General features: G+C 62.6%; 13 protein-coding genes. 8 read left to right on the plus strand and 5 right to left on the minus strand.

Annotated elements, in window-relative coordinates:
* Positions 1-95: 95 nt before the first annotated feature.
* From B0E51_RS01385 to B0E51_RS01395, 3 genes are read left to right on the plus strand one after another with little or no spacing between them, the layout of a single operon-like run.
* Positions 96-923 (plus strand): AraC family transcriptional regulator, encoded by an 828-nt coding sequence (locus tag B0E51_RS01385; RefSeq protein ID WP_077443026.1) that lies wholly within the window; start codon positions 96-98, stop codon positions 921-923.
* 48 nt (positions 924-971) lie between these two features.
* A complete protein-coding gene (locus B0E51_RS01390; protein WP_077443027.1) occupies positions 972-1,334 on the plus strand; it encodes a VOC family protein in 363 nt (120 codons plus the stop codon).
* A gap of 2 nt (positions 1,335-1,336) precedes the next feature.
* On the plus strand, positions 1,337-1,735 hold the full coding sequence (locus tag B0E51_RS01395; protein WP_077443028.1) for an SRPBCC family protein: 399 nt from the start codon (positions 1,337-1,339) through the stop codon (positions 1,733-1,735).
* A gap of 225 nt (positions 1,736-1,960) precedes the next feature.
* On the opposite strand, the gene B0E51_RS01400 is transcribed toward B0E51_RS01395, so the two are convergent.
* Entirely contained in the window at positions 1,961-3,577 is a 1,617-nt protein-coding gene (locus B0E51_RS01400; protein WP_077443029.1) for a GMC family oxidoreductase N-terminal domain-containing protein, read from the minus strand.
* Positions 3,578-3,851: 274 nt separating this feature from the next.
* Between B0E51_RS01400 and B0E51_RS01405 the strand changes: the two genes are divergently transcribed.
* Positions 3,852-7,658, plus strand: coding sequence for a M48 family metallopeptidase (locus B0E51_RS01405; protein WP_077443030.1), 3,807 nt, complete (start codon positions 3,852-3,854; stop codon positions 7,656-7,658).
* A gap of 195 nt (positions 7,659-7,853) precedes the next feature.
* On the opposite strand, the gene B0E51_RS01410 is transcribed toward B0E51_RS01405, so the two are convergent.
* The 4 genes from B0E51_RS01410 to B0E51_RS01425 all read right to left on the minus strand — a co-directional run bounded on the left by B0E51_RS01410 (position 7,854) and on the right by B0E51_RS01425 (position 11,290).
* Positions 7,854-8,906: an NAD(P)-dependent alcohol dehydrogenase gene (locus B0E51_RS01410; RefSeq protein WP_077443031.1), complete on the minus strand. Its 1,053-nt coding sequence runs from the start codon at positions 8,904-8,906 to the stop codon at positions 7,854-7,856.
* A gap of 34 nt (positions 8,907-8,940) precedes the next feature.
* A complete protein-coding gene (locus B0E51_RS01415; protein WP_143525752.1) occupies positions 8,941-9,348 on the minus strand; it encodes a cupin domain-containing protein in 408 nt (135 codons plus the stop codon).
* Between the two features lie 179 nt (positions 9,349-9,527).
* Positions 9,528-10,280: a carboxymuconolactone decarboxylase family protein gene (locus B0E51_RS01420; RefSeq protein ID WP_077443033.1), complete on the minus strand. Its 753-nt coding sequence runs from the start codon at positions 10,278-10,280 to the stop codon at positions 9,528-9,530.
* A gap of 26 nt (positions 10,281-10,306) precedes the next feature.
* Entirely contained in the window at positions 10,307-11,290 is a 984-nt protein-coding gene (locus tag B0E51_RS01425; protein ID WP_077443034.1) for an aldo/keto reductase, read from the minus strand.
* Positions 11,291-11,409: 119 nt separating this feature from the next.
* Between B0E51_RS01425 and B0E51_RS01430 the strand changes: the two genes are divergently transcribed.
* The 4 genes from B0E51_RS01430 (at position 11,410) to B0E51_RS01450 (ending at position 15,540) form a co-directional block, all read left to right on the plus strand.
* Positions 11,410-12,306 (plus strand): LysR family transcriptional regulator, encoded by an 897-nt coding sequence (locus B0E51_RS01430; protein WP_077443035.1) that lies wholly within the window; start codon positions 11,410-11,412, stop codon positions 12,304-12,306.
* A gap of 431 nt (positions 12,307-12,737) precedes the next feature.
* Positions 12,738-13,556, plus strand: a complete 819-nt coding sequence (locus B0E51_RS01440; RefSeq protein ID WP_254424355.1) for a creatininase family protein — start codon at positions 12,738-12,740, stop codon at positions 13,554-13,556.
* Positions 13,557-13,612: 56 nt separating this feature from the next.
* The gene (locus tag B0E51_RS01445; RefSeq protein ID WP_077443280.1) at positions 13,613-14,785 is read left to right on the plus strand and encodes a YncE family protein; all 1,173 of its coding nucleotides are present in this window, start codon (positions 13,613-13,615) and stop codon (positions 14,783-14,785) included.
* Positions 14,786-14,856: 71 nt separating this feature from the next.
* Positions 14,857-15,540: a class I SAM-dependent methyltransferase gene (locus B0E51_RS01450; RefSeq protein ID WP_217333050.1), complete on the plus strand. Its 684-nt coding sequence runs from the start codon at positions 14,857-14,859 to the stop codon at positions 15,538-15,540.
* Positions 15,541-15,618 lie beyond the last annotated feature (78 nt).

Genomic DNA, 15,618 nt, shown 5'->3' on the forward strand with positions numbered 1-15,618 from the left:
TCATCGCACATTACGGGCAGTAGAAGCCGTCAATCAGATAGAGTAGCCAAGTGAAAGGGCTGCGAGTTTGACTCACGCCAGGTTTCCTCATCGTTATGCAGATCGAAACGCTGTACCAAAACCGTGACTTGGCGGTGTTCGACTACCGCTGTACTGCTGCGGCTGGCGACAAGCTGGTTGACGAGCAATTCTTAACCCATTCTATTTCCTACGTACGCAAAGGCAGCTTCGGCTGTCACTCACTTGGCCGATTTTTCGAGTTCATCCCTGGTTCGGTGCTGGTGGGTCACACGGGAGATGAATACCGGTGCACACACGATCACCACTGCGGTGGCGACGAATGCCTTTCGTTTCAACTCTCACCGGAATTCGTGGAACAGGTTGGTGACAGCAAGAAGGCATGGCGCGCGGGTGGCCTCCCACCCTTGCCTGGATTGATGGTGCTCGGGGAGCTCGCATGGGCCGCAGCCGAAGGCTGTAGCGATATCGGCATCGACGAAGTCGCCGTCGCGATCACTCGACGCTTCGTCAACGTCGTCGCGGATACGACCCGTAGTCATCAGCCTGTCAACGCACGCCAACGCCACCGTGCGATCGAAGCGGCGCTATGGATCGAGGCCAATGCAGACCAGATCATCAGTCTCGACATCGTTGCACGTGAAGCCGGTCTCAGCCCTTACCACTTTCTACGCGTCTTCGCTAACACCTTGGGCGTGACGCCGCATCAGTATCTCGTGCGCGCACGTCTGCGACGCGCCTCGCATTTGCTGGTCGACGCTGAGCGATCCGTCACCGATGTGGCGCTGGAAGCGGGCTTTAACGATCTATCCAACTTCATCCGCACCTTCCAGCGCGCCGTAGGTATGTCGCCGCGCCGCTTCCGGCGTTTTGCACGAGGCGAACGCAAGATTCTCCAAGTCTGATTCGACAGACGCCGTCACTATGGAGGCTCATCCTTTCGGAGAGTACCCATGTTCGACCACGTCGGTGTAAAGGTGAAAAACCTCAAAGCCAGCTCAACGTTCTACGCAGCCGCCCTTGCACCACTGGGATACGTGGTGGACAGTTCGGGCAGCGGCTTTGGCCCTGTGAATGCCCCGGCGTTGTGGCTTTACGAAGCGGCCGAAGTGAAACCCAGTGGGGGCCACATCGCGCTACGTGCCTCGAATCACGACGCTGTTGATCGCTTCCATGTTGAAGGAATCAAGGCGGGTGGCCGCGACAATGGCAAACCTGGCCTGCGCAGCGAATACAGTCCCAGCTACTACGCTGCCTTCCTGTTCGACCCTGATGGCAACAACGTCGAAGCCGTGTGCTTCAGCGAGGAGTACTGAGCATGGCCTCCATTCATCGCGAAGTACTCATCAACGTCCCGCCAGAGCAGGTGTGGAGTGCCGCGCGCGACATTGGGGCTCTGCATACGCGCCTTGTTCCCGGGTTCGTCGTAAATACGATCGTGGAGGGAGATGCGCGGATAGTAACCTTCGGCAACGGCATGGTTGTGCGAGAGCTGATCATCGATGTCGATGACAACCGGTGCCGCATCGCGTGGAGTGCAGAAGGTACCGAGATGTCGCACTACAGTACGTCGTTCCAAGTATTTCCGGTCGAACACGGTACGCGTGGTGTATGGATCGCTGATCTGCTTCCACACGAAGCCGCATCGGCCGTCGCCCAGATGATTGAAGCGGGTCTCGCAGCGATGAAACGCGTGATGGAAAACGCGGCAGACTGAACAAACAACGACCTGTGCCATCGTCCGAACGGCGACCCATGTCATTCAGTCGGGGACGCATGCGAGGAATTCCAAGACATCATCCACCAGCCATTTTGAACGGCCGCTTTGGGCCATGCATCTGAGGTAGTTGACCGGCCGGTGTTGGCCGCGAGCGGCCAGTGCGCAGCGGACGGTCAGGCAGCAACCTCGCGAAGTCCGTTTGCGACCCACAGCAGGCATAGCTCACCTAGTAGCTGGTGCGACCACCGCAAGAATCATGTCGGCCGCCTTCTCGCCGATCATCGCGCAAGGCGCCTGGGTGTTACCGCTGATCACGCGTGGCATGATCGAGGCATCGACTACGCGCAGACCTTCGACACCGCGCACGCGCAGCGACGGATCGACCACGGAGTCCGCATCGTCGCCCATGCGACAGGTGCCGACCGGGTGATAGATCGTGTCGGCGTGGGCGCGGATGAGCTGGCGCAGGGTCTCGTCGTCATCACGCCCCGTGCCGTAGATCGTGCGTCCGTTCCAGCTGGTCAGTGCGGGTGCGGCCATGATGCGCTGGCTGATCCTGGTGCCGGCAACCAGGGTGTCGAGATCGCGCGGATCGCTGAGGAAATTCGGATCGATCAGCGGTGCCTTGCTCAGGTCGGCGCTGGCCAGGCGAACCTGGCCGCGGCTGTGCGGACGCAACACGCAGACGTGGATCGAATAGCCCGAGCCCAGGTGAAGCTTGCGGTTATGGTCGTCGACGATGCCGATGCAGAAGTGCAATTGCAGGTCCGGCCGGTCGAGCGAGGGATCGCTCTTGAGGAAGCCACCGGCCTCGGCCACGTTCGTGGTCAGCATGCCGCGCCCGTCGCGACTCCACGCGCGCATGCTCATCATGCCCTGGTACAGCACCGGCAGGGTGATGCCGAACAGGCCCGGCGCCCTGGCGCGCACGTTCAAGGTGTAGTCGACATGATCCTGCAGGTTCTGCCCGACCTGTGCGCGATCCGCGATGACATCGATGCCGTGCTCGCGCAGGTGTTCGGCCGGCCCCACGCCTGAAGCCATCAATAGTTGCGGCGAACCAAACGCACCGGCCGAAAGGATGACCTCGCAGCGTGCGCTCAGCGAATGCTCGACACCGCCCTTGCGATAGACCACGCCGGTGGCGTGCTTACCGTCGAAGCGGACACGCCGAACCTGGGCGTTGGCGATCACCTGCAGATTGGCTGGCCGCGCGCCGGCCGCACCAAGATAGGCTTCGGCGGCGTTGAAACGGCGGCCGGCTTTCTGGAAGACCTGATAGGCGCCGACACCTTCCTGCACCGCGCCGTTGAAATCGTCGTTGCGCGGAAAGCCAGCTTGAACGGCAGCATCGATCAGGGACTGGGTCGCCGGATTCCGCTCGCGCAGATCCTCGACCCGCAACGGACCGCCGACGCCATGCAGTGCCGATGCGCCGCGCGCGTTGTCCTCGCTGCGCTTGAAATACGGCAGCACATCGTTCCAGCCCCAGCCGTGACAACCCAGCGCCGCCCAACCGTCGTAATCCTGCGGCTGGCCGCGCATGTAGATCATCGCGTTGATCAGGCTGGAACCACCGACGCCGCGCCCGCGCGGCTGGAAACCCTGGCGCCCCTGCAACCCCGCCTGCGGTGTCGTAGTGTAGGCGTAATTCGCGGAGCCTTTCAGGCCCACCAGGCCAGCGATGCCCAGCGGCACTTTCGAGCGCAGTGGCGTGCGCTCCGGTCCGGTCTCGAGGATGGCGACGGTCAGGTCGGGCCGGGCCGCGGCCAGTCGTGCAGCTACCGCGCAACCGGCCGGGCCGGCACCCACAACGAGATAATCCACCGAGTCGGCCATCGTGCGTGTCCTGAAGGAAATTGTTCTGATACGGCAAGCCAGCCCCTGCACCATACGTGATCGCGACGCGGCACACTACGCACTGAGCGAGTACCGATTTGGCATCGTGTCTGCCTGGGCGGGTGGCCTGACCCCCTATATAAATTTCCCATAATTCGCTATGTATGGATGCGGTAGGGCATTACATGCCCCACCTGCAAAATGGATGACAGGGGTTGTAAGGGGGCGACGGCTACTGCCGTCGCGCGTGCTCACGCCAGCAGCGAACAACAATATGGAAACGATCTATCCCGCCGGACCTGCCGAGGTGCCGGCCGCTTTCACGCGTCCGGGCCCATCTTATCGGCGCCACGCATGGCTTGCCGTCGGCGGCCTGCTGTTCTTCATCCTGCTCTACTTTGCGCTGACGGCCTGGTTTGTGTTGACCGGGATCAGCGAGCTGATGAAGCTCGCTGCCGGAGGCGGCTTTCTCGACATCATGGTTGGTGCGAGCAGCCTGTTCCTGGCGTTTTTCCTGATCAAGGCGCTGTTCTTCATCAAGAAGGGCGGACAGAACGGCGGCATCGAACTTGCGCGCGCGGAGCAACCACGCCTGTTCGCCTTTCTCGAACGAATTGCCGATGAGGCGGGCGCGCCGCGGCCGCACAAGGTCTACGTCAGCGGCCGCGTCAATGCCGCGGTGTTCTACGACCTGTCATTGCTCAACCTGCTGTTTCCGTCGCGCAAGAATCTGGAAATTGGCCTGGGCCTGGTGAACATGCTGAATCTCGGCGAGTTCAAGGCCGTCTGCGCCCACGAATTCGGCCACTTCGCGCAACGCTCGATGGCGGTGGGTCGCTGGGTCTACACGACCCAGCAGATTGCCGCGCATATCGTCGGCAGGCGTGATGCGCTGGATACATTCCTGCGACAACTGTCGAGGATGGACTTCCGCATCGCCTGGGTCGGCTGGCTGCTTGGGTTGGTGATCTGGGCCCTTCGCGCCGTGGTCGACGCCGTGTTCCGGCTGGTTGTGATCGCCCAGCGTGCGCTTTCGCGTGAGATGGAAATGCAGGCGGATCTGGTCGCCGTCTCGCTCACCGGAAGTGACGCGCTGGTGCATGCGCTGCACCGTCTGCAGATCGCCGATGACGCGTGGGACCGGACCATGAACTTCCTGCGTGGCGAAGTGGCTGCGCACAGTCCTCCCCGCGACGCATTTACCGTGCAGCAGGCGCTGGCGGACCGTCTGTGCCTGGTTTACAACGACCCCGACTACGGCCATCGTCCTCAGGTGCCGGTCGAAGGTGGCGCTGCGTTCCGCGTTTTCGAAGATGCACTCGCGCAGCCGCCGCGGATGTGGTCAACCCATCCCATGAACCACGAGCGGGAGAAGAACGCCAAGCGTATGTACCTTGCTGCACCGGCGGACGAGCGCAGTGCCTGGGTGGTATTTGATGATGTCCAGAACCTGCGCGAGAGGATGACCCGCGAGCTGGTCGGCAAGACCGAGCATGCCCTTGCCGAGCCGACCGAAACGCTGAGAAAGCTGGAGGAGCAGTTCGGTCGCGAACACCTGAAGTCGTACTACCGGGGCATCTATCTCGGACTCTCCGCCGTGCGTCAGTCGGCACGCGCCGAGGAATTGTATGAACGCGCCTTGGTCACGGGGCCGCTGCAGCTGGACATGCTGTATCCGCAGAACCTTGGTGAGGAGCTCGAACGCCTGCGTTCGCTCGAACGGGAACATGCGCTGCTGTGCTCGCTGCGTGACCGTGTTTATGACGCGCCGGACGGCGTCATCCGCTACCGCGGCAGGATACTCAAGCGTAGCGAATTGCCTGCCGCCATTGCATCGGTCGACAAGGAACGCGCCGCAACGCGCTCCGGTCTGGAAGCCATTCTCAAGAATGCACGCAGCCTTCATCTGGCCGCAGCGGCAAAGCTCTCGCCTGCATGGCAGGCGTATTTGCTGGGCTTGCTGCGATTGCTCCATTACGCCGATCACGCCGAGGCAAACGTACGGGATGCGCAGGCTGGACTCGCGCGCGCCTGGCAGCGGGCAACCGCGCGCGGCAGCATCGATGAGCGTGGAGCTCGCAACATTCTGGCAAGTGCGAACGATATCCATCGCGCATTGACTCAGGTATTCAGCCAGGCAGCCAGTGTGCATCCGGGAGCGAAGATTCTCGCCGAACTGGGCAAGGACAGCTGGCCGGCGGCGCTCGGCGCGTACGGCCTCAACACCCCTGCCCGCGCCAATATCAACGAATGGCTGCGCCTTATAGACAAATGGATCAATCACGCCACTGGATGGCTGTCGGCATTGCGGCGCACCGCGCTCGATGAGCTGCTGCTGACCGAGGCCACCGTCGCCGCCGCGACCCGTGGCCTGCCACCGCAAGATGCGCCGAGCACGGCACCTTGGGTTCCCGAGAGTTATCACACCCTGGCGCCGGGCAGTGAGCGCGGCCGCCACGACAAGCCTGACTTCTGGCACAAGTTCCAGACGGCCAGTGGCTTCTTCCCGGGTCTTGCCCGTGCCGCAGTTGCCGTCACCATCGTCGGATCGGTACTCGCGCTTGGCTGGAGTGTGGGACGTACCACGATCACCGTGTACAACGGCCTGGCACGCGCAGTCGTTGCAACGGTGGATGGCCATCGCGTGAGCTTGCAGCCGCATTCGCATGCGGACGTTTCGGTGAGTGACAGTGGCGACATTCGGGTCGTCACACAGGCGAGCGACGAGCAGCCGATCGAAGATTTCATCGCACCCATCAGCCGTGCCGACACCCAGCTGGTGTACAACGTTGCTGCGGCCAGCCCACTGCGGCAGTGGACGGCAACCTACGGCAACGTGGCGCCGGCGGCACCACACGTGCTGATGCCAAAGCGCTGGCAGGCAGTCTGGGCGCAATACATTTTCAGCCCGCCGCCGGAACGCATCGAGAGCAAGAGTGGTGGCGGTACGCTGACCGTACTCGACGCTGCCGACAACGATATGCCCGAGTTCATCATGAGCCAGGTCCAGGACAAGCAGGCTGCTGCGACCATGCTCCTGGCCCATGTGCGCTTCGATGCACCGGACTCGCCTTATCTGCTGAGCTGGCTGGGACTGGCAAGTTCGCTTCCCGACTTCAGCGATGCACTCGCGGCGAGGCGGGCACACTTTCCGAATGATGTCATCGTCATGCGCGTCGAGCAGGACATGGCGAAAGGGGCCGCACATGATGCGGTCTGCGCGCGTGATCGTGCGCGGGCCGACGCAGCGCCGACGCAGCCTGACCTGGCCTATCTGGTGACGCGTTGCATGCAGCCCGGTCCTGAACGCGATCAGAAGTTTGAGGAGGGGCTCCAGCGCTGGCCAGACTCCGCCTGGTTCGCGAACGCCGCGGCAACTGTCGACAGCGAGCACGCAAACTACCCAGCTGCGCTGGCCGACTACCAGATCGCGATGTCGAAGAATCTGGCGCTGCGCCCGGTAGACGCACTCCAGGTGCTTCGCCTCTTGCGCCTGACCGATCCGGCCGCCGCATTGCAGAGGCAAGCTGAATTCGCGCGAATATCCCCCATCGTGCACAACCTGATGCTGCTCGAACCTGGTGCGCCGCTGCCAGAGGGTTCCTATCGCTCACTTGGCCTCCTGGCCAACGGGCACATCGATGAAGCCGTAGCCGCAGCGGCCAATACGCCCATGGCCTCGCGGGTACTGCGGCTGGCGGCTGGCTCACGAGGCGCCTCTGCCGAGTTGCGTGCACGCGCCACCAGACTTCCTGCCAGCGAAGGAGTCGACGAGCAGACCGTATGGCTTGCTCTGGCCGAGGGTGACAATGCCGACGATCCGGCCATCGCTACCGTGCTCGACAATATTGAAAAGGAGTACGACTCACCCGGCATCGTTGCAAAGCTGCAGCGCTTCCTGGCGCTGTCCCGTAACGGCAATGCAATGGCCGCAGAGCATTCGCTGGATGGCGTACCGTTCATGCTGCGTGCCCAAGCTTTCATCGCCGGCGCGTATCTGCTTGGTGATCGCACACCAGAGACATGGCGGACCTATGCGCGCAGCGTTCTATTTGCGGGAGAACGGCCATACATGGGCTAGTTCAAGCTTCGCGGCAATAAGCTTCATCCGTGACACGGAGTCGACGCATTCCAACCCCGCTTGCTCAACTCGGCAAACGGAGGCGGAAGCTCTCTACTCTTTCTTGAAGACAGCACTCAGCTGTCCATCGTGGAGTTCAAACAGGATCTGCAGTTCACTCCGTACGCCGAAGTCATTCAGCGCACGGCGATCCACTCACTTGGCCAGCGACGCATTGTCGATGACGAAGCGGTACTTCACGTCACCCTTCACCATGCGGTCATAGGCCTCGTCGATCTTCTGTGCCGGGATCATCTCGATGTCGGAGACGATGCCCTTCTCGGCGCAGAAATCCAGCATCTCCTGCGTTTCGGCGATGCCGCCGATCAGCGAGCCGGCGATCGCCCGGCGCTTGAAGATCAGGTTGGCCACGCTCGGCGACGGATGCGGATGCTCCGGCACGCCGACCAGCACCAGCGTGCCGTTGCGCTTGAGCAGCCCGGTGAAGGCATCCAGCGAATGGCTCGCGGCCACGGTGTTGAGGATGAAGTCGAAGCTGCTGGCGTGCACCTTCATTTCGTCAGCGTTGCGCGAAACCACCACTTCGTTCGCGCCGAGGTCCAGCGCCGCCTGGCGTTTGCTGTCCGACGTGGTGAAGGCCACCACATGTGCGCCCATCGCGTGCGCAAGCTTCACGCCCATATGGCCCAAGCCGCCGATGCCAACCACGCCGACCTTGCTACCGGGGCCAACCTTCCAGTGCCGCAGTGGCGAATAGGTAGTGATGCCCGCGCACAGCAGCGGCGCGACTGCGGCGAGCTGCGATTCGGGATGGCGGATTTTCAGCACGAACTTTTTATCGACCACGATGCGCTGCGAATAACCGCCCAGTGTGTGCCCGGGCGCATCCGCGGTCGGGCCGTTGTAGGTACCGACGAAACCGTTCTCGCAGTACTGCTCCAAGCCCTCGTCGCAGGCCGCGCAATGCTGGCAACTGCCGACCAGACAGCCCACGCCCACGGTGTCGCCGACCTTGAAACCGGTCACCTCATTGCCCACCGCGCTGACGTGGCCAACGATCTCGTGGCCGGGTACGCAGGGATACAACGTGCCACCCCACTCGGAGCGCACCGTATGCAGGTCGGAATGGCAGACACCGCAATAGGCAATATCGATCTGCACGTCTTGCGGACCGGGCGCGCGGCGTTCGATGTCGATGGATTGCAGCGGCTTGTCGGCGGCATGTGCGCCGTAGGCTTTGGTGGTCATGACGTTTTCCTTGCTGGGGATTGATGGAATGGGGTCAGGATGCCGGTCCTGCAAGATATTCCTCGTCGATCACCTTCTCCATCCACTCGACCACCTTGCCGTCCTTCGCCTCCTGGACGGCGATGTGGGTCATCGCGGTGGTCGGCGTGGCGCCGTGCCAGTGCCGATGATTCGACGGGCAACAGACGATGTCGCCGGCGCTGATCTCCATGATCGGGCCACCTTCGCACTGGGTCCAGCCCTTGCCTGCGGTGACGATCAGCACCTGCCCCAGCGGATGCGTGTGCCAGGCGCTGCGCGCGCCCGGCTCGAAGGTCACGATGCCGCCGGACACGTTCGCGCCACCGATGCCCTTGAACGGCGAATCGATGCGGACCCTGCCGGTGAAGTACTCGGCTGGTCCGGCGACGGAGGGCTGTGAGCCGTTGCGGATGATTTCCATGGTGAATGCTCTTGATGAATGGACGGAAAAAGTATGCAGAACGACGCACAACGCCTCGGCTCTCGTCATTACGGGGACTCTCCGCCGTCATTCCCGCGAAAGCGGGAATCCAGTGTCTTCCAGCTCATGAAATGCCAAGGCACTGGATCCCCGCTTTCGCGGGGATGACGGCATGGGGCTTACGCTGACGTGCCCTCGTTGATCACCCTTGTCGCATTCAATGTGCGTGGATAACCGATGAAGGGCAAAAGCTGCGTGATGGCGGCGATGAGTACCTGGCGATCGTTGCCGACGGCGAGGTTCCCCGCGACGTGACCGGCCAGCTGCGGTTCGCAACCGCCGAGTGACGCAAGGATCGCGAACGTCAGCAGTTCACGTGTCTGCAAGTCCAGGCCGTTGCGCGTGTAGTAGTCACCGAAGCAATTCGCGGAAAGAAAGCGCTGGATGTGCAGCTGATCCTTTGGCGACTGCGCGACCATCGCGTCGATGCGATCGCCAAATATCTGCTTCTGTACTGCCAACCCTTTTTCGAACCGCGTCTGTGCCGTCGTGGTCGATTGCTCCGGCAGCGGCAACGCGATGGCGCGACTGCGGAACACCTCGTTGGTGGCATGCAGGAAATCGAACGCCCTGGCCATGCCCACGTAAGGCAGCGCCTGATAGAGGATTTCCCTGGCCTCGACCGGCGTCACGCCGACGTTGAGCGCGGCGCCCAGCATGATGCGGTATTCGTTCACCGCCTGGCAGGCGATCAACGCCGCCAGTTGAATCATCAGGCGCAAACGGACATCCATCCCCGTGGCTTCGATCACTTCATCGAACGCCCAGTTGTCGAAGATCTCGATCAGCTCGGGGTCGCTGACCTTCAGCGTCGAAACGTGGTTGGGAAACAGTTCATCGTGATTGCGCTGCGCGACTTCGGTGATTGCCATCGGGTTGCCTCGTTGATCCTGTTTGTTTACTTGCCCGCGCGTGCGGCGAGATGAGCTGGATAGCGATCGCCCTGCACCTGAATCTGCGCCACGGCGTCTTCGATCTGGCGCAGTTCGCCCTTGCTCAAATCGATCGCGGCGGCACCGATGTTTTCCTGCAGACGATGCAGTTTGGTGGTGCCCGGAATCGGCACGATCCATGGCTTCTGCGCGAGCAGCCAAGCCAGCGCGATCTGCGCGGGTGTCGCCTGCCTGGCGGCAGCGATCCTGCCGAGCAGATCGACCAGCGTCTGGTTGGCCTGGCGCGCCTCCGGCGAGAAGCGCGGCACGATGTTGCGGAAGTCGTCCTTGGCGAACGCGGTGGTTGCATCGATCTTGCCCGTGAGGAAGCCCTTGCCGAGCGGGCTGAACGGGACGAAGCCGATGCCCAGCACCTCGCATGTCGGCAGCACTTCCTGCTCGGGTTCTCGCCACCACAGCGAATACTCGCTTTGCAGCGCGGCGACCGGTTGCACCGCATGCGCGCGACGGATTGATTGCGCGCTCGCTTCCGACAGGCCGAAGTGCTTGACCTTGCCTTCCGCGATCAACTCCTTGACCGTGCCCCCCACGTCTTCCATCGGCACGTTCGGATCGACGCGATGCTGGTAGAACAGATCGATGCGATCGGTCCGCAGACGCTTGAGCGCGGCTTCGGCGACGACGCGGATGCGTTCCGGCCGGCTGTCCATGCCAGTCTTCGAATCGCCATCCTTGAACCCGAACTTGGTAGCAATGACCACCTTGTCGCGGATCGGGGCGAGCGCCTCGCCGACCAGTTCCTCGTTGGTGAACGGACCATAGGCCTCGGCGGTGTCGAAGAAGGTCACGCCGGCGTCGAATGCCGCGCGAATGAGTTGAATGGCTTCCTGCTTGCCCGGGCCGGGGCCGTAGCCGAAGTTGAGGCCCATGCAGCCGAAGCCGAGGGCGGAAACGTTGAGGCCGCTATGGCCTAGTACGCGCGTTTGCATGAGGTTGCTCCTGCCAAGGATCGGGAAGCAGGTAGTTTGCGCGTGGATGTTTGGCTTGATTAGCCGCTGCAATACGAATGCTTTTATGATCTGAGCTCATTAATAAGCCGGGTCCGCCCATGCCCCGCGAGAACTACAACGATCTGCTGGCCTTCCTGGCGGTGGCGCGCGAACGCAGCTTTACCCGCGCCGCCGCGCAGTTGGGTGTGTCGCAATCGGCACTCAGCCATACCATCCGCGGGCTGGAGGCCCGCCTCGGCCTGCGCCTGCTCACCCGCACCACGCGCCATGTCGCCCCCACCGAAGCGGGCGAGCGCCTGTTCCGGGAGCTGGCTCCCAATTTCGGCGACATCGACGCAGCCGTAGCGAGCCTGAGCGAGCTGCGCGACAAGCCCAGCGGCACGCTGCGCATCACCACCGGCGAGCACGCCGCCACGACGATCCTCTGGCCGGCACTGCGCAGGCTCTTGCCGGAATACCCGGACATCCGCGTCGAGGTGATCAGTGACTCCACCTTGACCGACATCGTCGCCGGGCGCTTCGATGCAGGCATCCGTCTCGGCGAGCAGGTGGCCAAGGACATGATCGCCACACCGATCGGGGCGCCGATGCGGATGGCCGTCGTCGGCGCGCCCGACTACCTCGCTGCACGACCGCCCGTGCATACCCCGCGCGATCTCACCGGGCACGATTGCATCAATATCCGTTTCCTTACCCATGGCGGACTCTACGCGTGGGAGTTCGAACAGGACGGCCACGCGCTGAACGTCCGCGTGGAGGGTCGGCTGGCCTTCAACAACAGCCAGCAGATCCGTACGGCGGCGCTCGATGGCTTCGGCCTCGCCTGTCTGCCGGAAGACATCGTGCTGGCGGATATCGCGGCAGGCAGGTTGCAGCGCCTGCTGTGTGACTGGTGTCCGCCATTTCCCGGCTATCACCTCTACTACCCGAGCAGGCGCCAGCACTCGCCGGCGTTTTCGCTGCTGGTGGAGGCATTGCGCTATAGGGAAGGCTGATCCTTGCCAGCCAGCTGCTCAAACTCGGCGGTCAGCCGGTGCAGGGCGACGTGCTGTTCTCCGGCCCGTTCGTGATGGACACACCCGAGCGACTCGAAAAGGCGAAGCGTGACATTGCCAGCGGTCGCATGAGGCAACTCGAAGGCGTGCCGTTTTGATGTTGGAAGTCATCCGACTTCAGCATGATCGACATGACCACTGCAGGTATACGACCTGCGGTGGTCATGCAACGCCCTGTGATTTCTAGAACCAAGCTGCTCTCGCCCCGTGGCCCATGGCAAACCTTGCGACAAATACAGGTAGCGCCATTACAGCAGCTGACCGACATGCGCGCTGCAGGTAGTTAATCGACACGCAAACGGCAATGATGTGCTGAACTACCCGCGCCCTTTCCGCCAGCACTCGGCGACGTCTACCTGCAAGGACTGTTCATGATGCGTCATTCACTGCGGCCCGTTTTCGCGGCCGTCATTTTTTTCATCGCCGCGCAGACGACATTCGCGCAGACACCAAGAACCGTGCTGCTGCAGGACCTGACCTGGACCGAGCTGCGCGACCAGATCCAGGCCGGCAAGACCACCATCATCATTCCGATCGGTGCGACCGAGCAGAGCGGTCCGGATGTCGCACTGGGCAAGCACAACGCGCGCGTGGCGTGGCTGTCACAACGGATTGCCGAAGGGCTCGGCAATGCACTCGTGGCGCCGGTGATCGCGTATGTGCCGGAAGGCAGCTACGCGCCGCCGACATCGCACATGCGCTTTCCCGGCACCATCACCATCCCGGACGACGTGTTCGAGAAAATGCTGGAGTCCGCTGCCAACAGCTTTGCGGTGCACGGCTTCCGCAACATCGTCTTTCTGGGCGATCACGGTGGCTACCAGAAGGATATCCAGCATGTGGTTGCCCATCTCAACAAGAGCTGGGCCGGCTCGGCGACGCGAGCCTTCGTGCCACCGGAATACTACGCTGCCAGCTCGGATGGCTACGCACAGATCCTGCGCCAGCATGGCTTTCGCGATGACGAGATCGGCACGCATGCGGGACTCGCCGATACCTCCCTGCAACTTGCGGTGGCTCCGCAAATGGTCAGGCTGGATCGGCTGCGCACCAGCTCGAAGCTCGGCGCAGCAGACGGCGTCTATGGCGGTGACCCGCGCCGTTCCAGCGCCGAACTCGGTCGGCTGGGTATCGATGCCATCGTGTCGCGAACCGTCGATGCGCTCAAGAAGGACACCGCTGGGCGATAATGCAACCGCCAGCCTTCGATCCACCCCCATTCCCATCATTTGAAACGAAGATCATCATGACTCCACGTTCCCATCATTTTTTCCGGATCGCCTCTTGTGTGGGCGCCGCCCTGGCAGGCCTCTGTGCGGCCTCCATCGCCGCTGCCGCGCAGCCGGTCGCTACCGTAGCCGGCATGCCCGCTGTAGTGAACGCCAGCAACATGTACAGCGAGGCCGGCGTCAATCACTTCAGTCCGGCGGTGGTCAGTGCCCTGCCGCGAATCTATGTGCCGAACCTGCGTTCGAACAGCGTATCCGTGATCGATCCGGCGACGTTCAAGGTGGTCGACACGTTCCCCGTCGGCCAGAGTCCGCAGCACGTGGTTCCGGCATGGGATCTGCAGACGCTGTGGGTGACCAATAACGCCGAGGGCCACAACGACGGCAGCCTCACTCCGATCGATCCAAAGACCGGCAAGCCGGGCAAGGCGGTCGCGGTCGACGATCCCTACAACATGTATTTCACGCCGGACGGCAAGGAAGCGATCGTGGTGGCGGAATCGCGTGCGCGGCTGGACTTCCGCGATGCGCATACGATGGCCCTGCATAACAGCCTGCAGGTGCCTGAGTGCAAGGGCATCAATCACGCCGATTTCTCGATCGATGGCCGGTACGCGATCTTCACCTGCGAATTCGGCGGCAAGCTGGCCAAGATCGACATGGTCAAGCGCAAGGTGGTTGGCTATCTGCTGCTCGACAAGAAGGGCATGCCGCAGGACATCCGCGTCTCGCCCGACGGCAAGGTGTTCTATGTCGCCGACATGATGGCCGACGGCGTGTTCCTGATCGACGGCGACAGCTTCAGCAAGATCGGCTTCGTCCCGACCGGCGTCGGCACGCACGGAATGTATCCGAGCCGGGATGGCACGAAACTGTATGTCGCCAATCGTGGATCCAACCGCATCCACGGACCGCGCCACGGCAAGGGCAGCGTGTCGGTGATCGACTTCGCCACGCGCAAGGTCGTGGCGAACTGGCCGATTCCGCACGGCGGCAGCCCGGACATGGGCAATGTCAGCGCCGACGGTAAATTGCTGTGGCTGTCGGGCCGCTTCGATGATGTCGTCTATGCGTTCAACACCACCACCGGTGCGGTCAGATCGATCAAGGTCGGCGCGGAGCCGCACGGGCTGGCGGTCTGGCCGCAGCCCGGGCGCTATTCGCTGGGCCATACCGGGATCATGCGCTGAATCTGGCTGCATGATGCGCAGGCAGCTTCGCGGAAGCTGCCACGCACAAACCCGGGCCGACGAGAGCGCGGATGAGCATCGATCCACTCAGCGAGGCGAAGATCGTCGATTCATGGGGCAGAAATGCTGCTCCATGGATCACCGCCGTGCGTGAACGGCAGATCGAGAGCCGCCGACTGGTGACCGATCAGGCGATCATCGATGCCGTCCTCAGCTGCTCACCGCGATCGGTACTCGATGTCGGTTGCGGTGAGGGCTGGCTGGCCCGCGCACTTGCTGCCACCGGCATCTCGGTAGTCGGCATCGATGCCGTTCCCGCGCTGATCGAACAGGCGCGGCAGGCCGGTGGTGGCGACTTTCGTGTGGCCTCCTATGAAGATGTGATTGCAGGCCGGCTCACGCTGTCTGTCGATGCCGTCGTCTGCAATTTCTCGCTGCTCGGTCATGCATCCGTGGCGGGCCTGTTCGGTGTCATCCGTTCGCTGCTCAAGCCGCAAGGCAGCCTGCTGGTACAGACGCTGCACCCGCTCATCGCATGCGGCGATCATCCTTACGAAGACGGTTGGCGACCCGGGTCGTGGGCCGGATTCCATGAGGACTTCAGCGATCCTGCTCCGTGGTATTTCAGGACGCTGCAAAGCTGGATCGGGCTTTTCCCGGAGCACGGACTGCGCCTGCTGGAGATGCACGAGCCGTTGAATCCGCTGACACGCAAACCGGCGTCGGTGATCTTCATCGCGCAGGTCACGGATTGACCGGTGCAGACACGCTTATAGCGAAAAGTTGCAAATGAACCTGTTGACCGCAGTGCAGCAATCGCTCTAAGGTCGGTG

Source organism: Rhodanobacter sp. C05 (genome assembly GCF_002001165.1).
Classification (GTDB): Bacteria; Pseudomonadota; Gammaproteobacteria; order Xanthomonadales; family Rhodanobacteraceae; genus Rhodanobacter.

Bases quoted from the DNA above. Each gene is read 5' to 3' on its own strand.
- B0E51_RS01385 (WP_077443026.1), top strand. From the start codon at position 96: ATGCAGATCGAAACGCTGTACCAAAACCGTGACTTGGCGGTGTTCGAC.
- B0E51_RS01390 (WP_077443027.1), top strand. From the start codon at position 972: ATGTTCGACCACGTCGGTGTAAAGGTGAAAAACCTCAAAGCCAGCTCA.
- B0E51_RS01395 (WP_077443028.1), top strand. From the start codon at position 1,337: ATGGCCTCCATTCATCGCGAAGTACTCATCAACGTCCCGCCAGAGCAG.
- B0E51_RS01400 (WP_077443029.1), bottom strand. From the start codon at position 3,577: ATGGCCGACTCGGTGGATTATCTCGTTGTGGGTGCCGGCCCGGCCGGT.
- B0E51_RS01405 (WP_077443030.1), top strand. From the start codon at position 3,852: ATGGAAACGATCTATCCCGCCGGACCTGCCGAGGTGCCGGCCGCTTTC.
- B0E51_RS01410 (WP_077443031.1), bottom strand. From the start codon at position 8,906: ATGACCACCAAAGCCTACGGCGCACATGCCGCCGACAAGCCGCTGCAA.
- B0E51_RS01415 (WP_143525752.1), bottom strand. From the start codon at position 9,348: ATGGAAATCATCCGCAACGGCTCACAGCCCTCCGTCGCCGGACCAGCC.
- B0E51_RS01420 (WP_077443033.1), bottom strand. From the start codon at position 10,280: ATGGCAATCACCGAAGTCGCGCAGCGCAATCACGATGAACTGTTTCCC.
- B0E51_RS01425 (WP_077443034.1), bottom strand. From the start codon at position 11,290: ATGCAAACGCGCGTACTAGGCCATAGCGGCCTCAACGTTTCCGCCCTC.
- B0E51_RS01430 (WP_077443035.1), top strand. From the start codon at position 11,410: ATGCCCCGCGAGAACTACAACGATCTGCTGGCCTTCCTGGCGGTGGCG.
- B0E51_RS01440 (WP_254424355.1), top strand. From the start codon at position 12,738: ATGATGCGTCATTCACTGCGGCCCGTTTTCGCGGCCGTCATTTTTTTC.
- B0E51_RS01445 (WP_077443280.1), top strand. From the start codon at position 13,613: ATGACTCCACGTTCCCATCATTTTTTCCGGATCGCCTCTTGTGTGGGC.
- B0E51_RS01450 (WP_217333050.1), top strand. From the start codon at position 14,857: ATGAGCATCGATCCACTCAGCGAGGCGAAGATCGTCGATTCATGGGGC.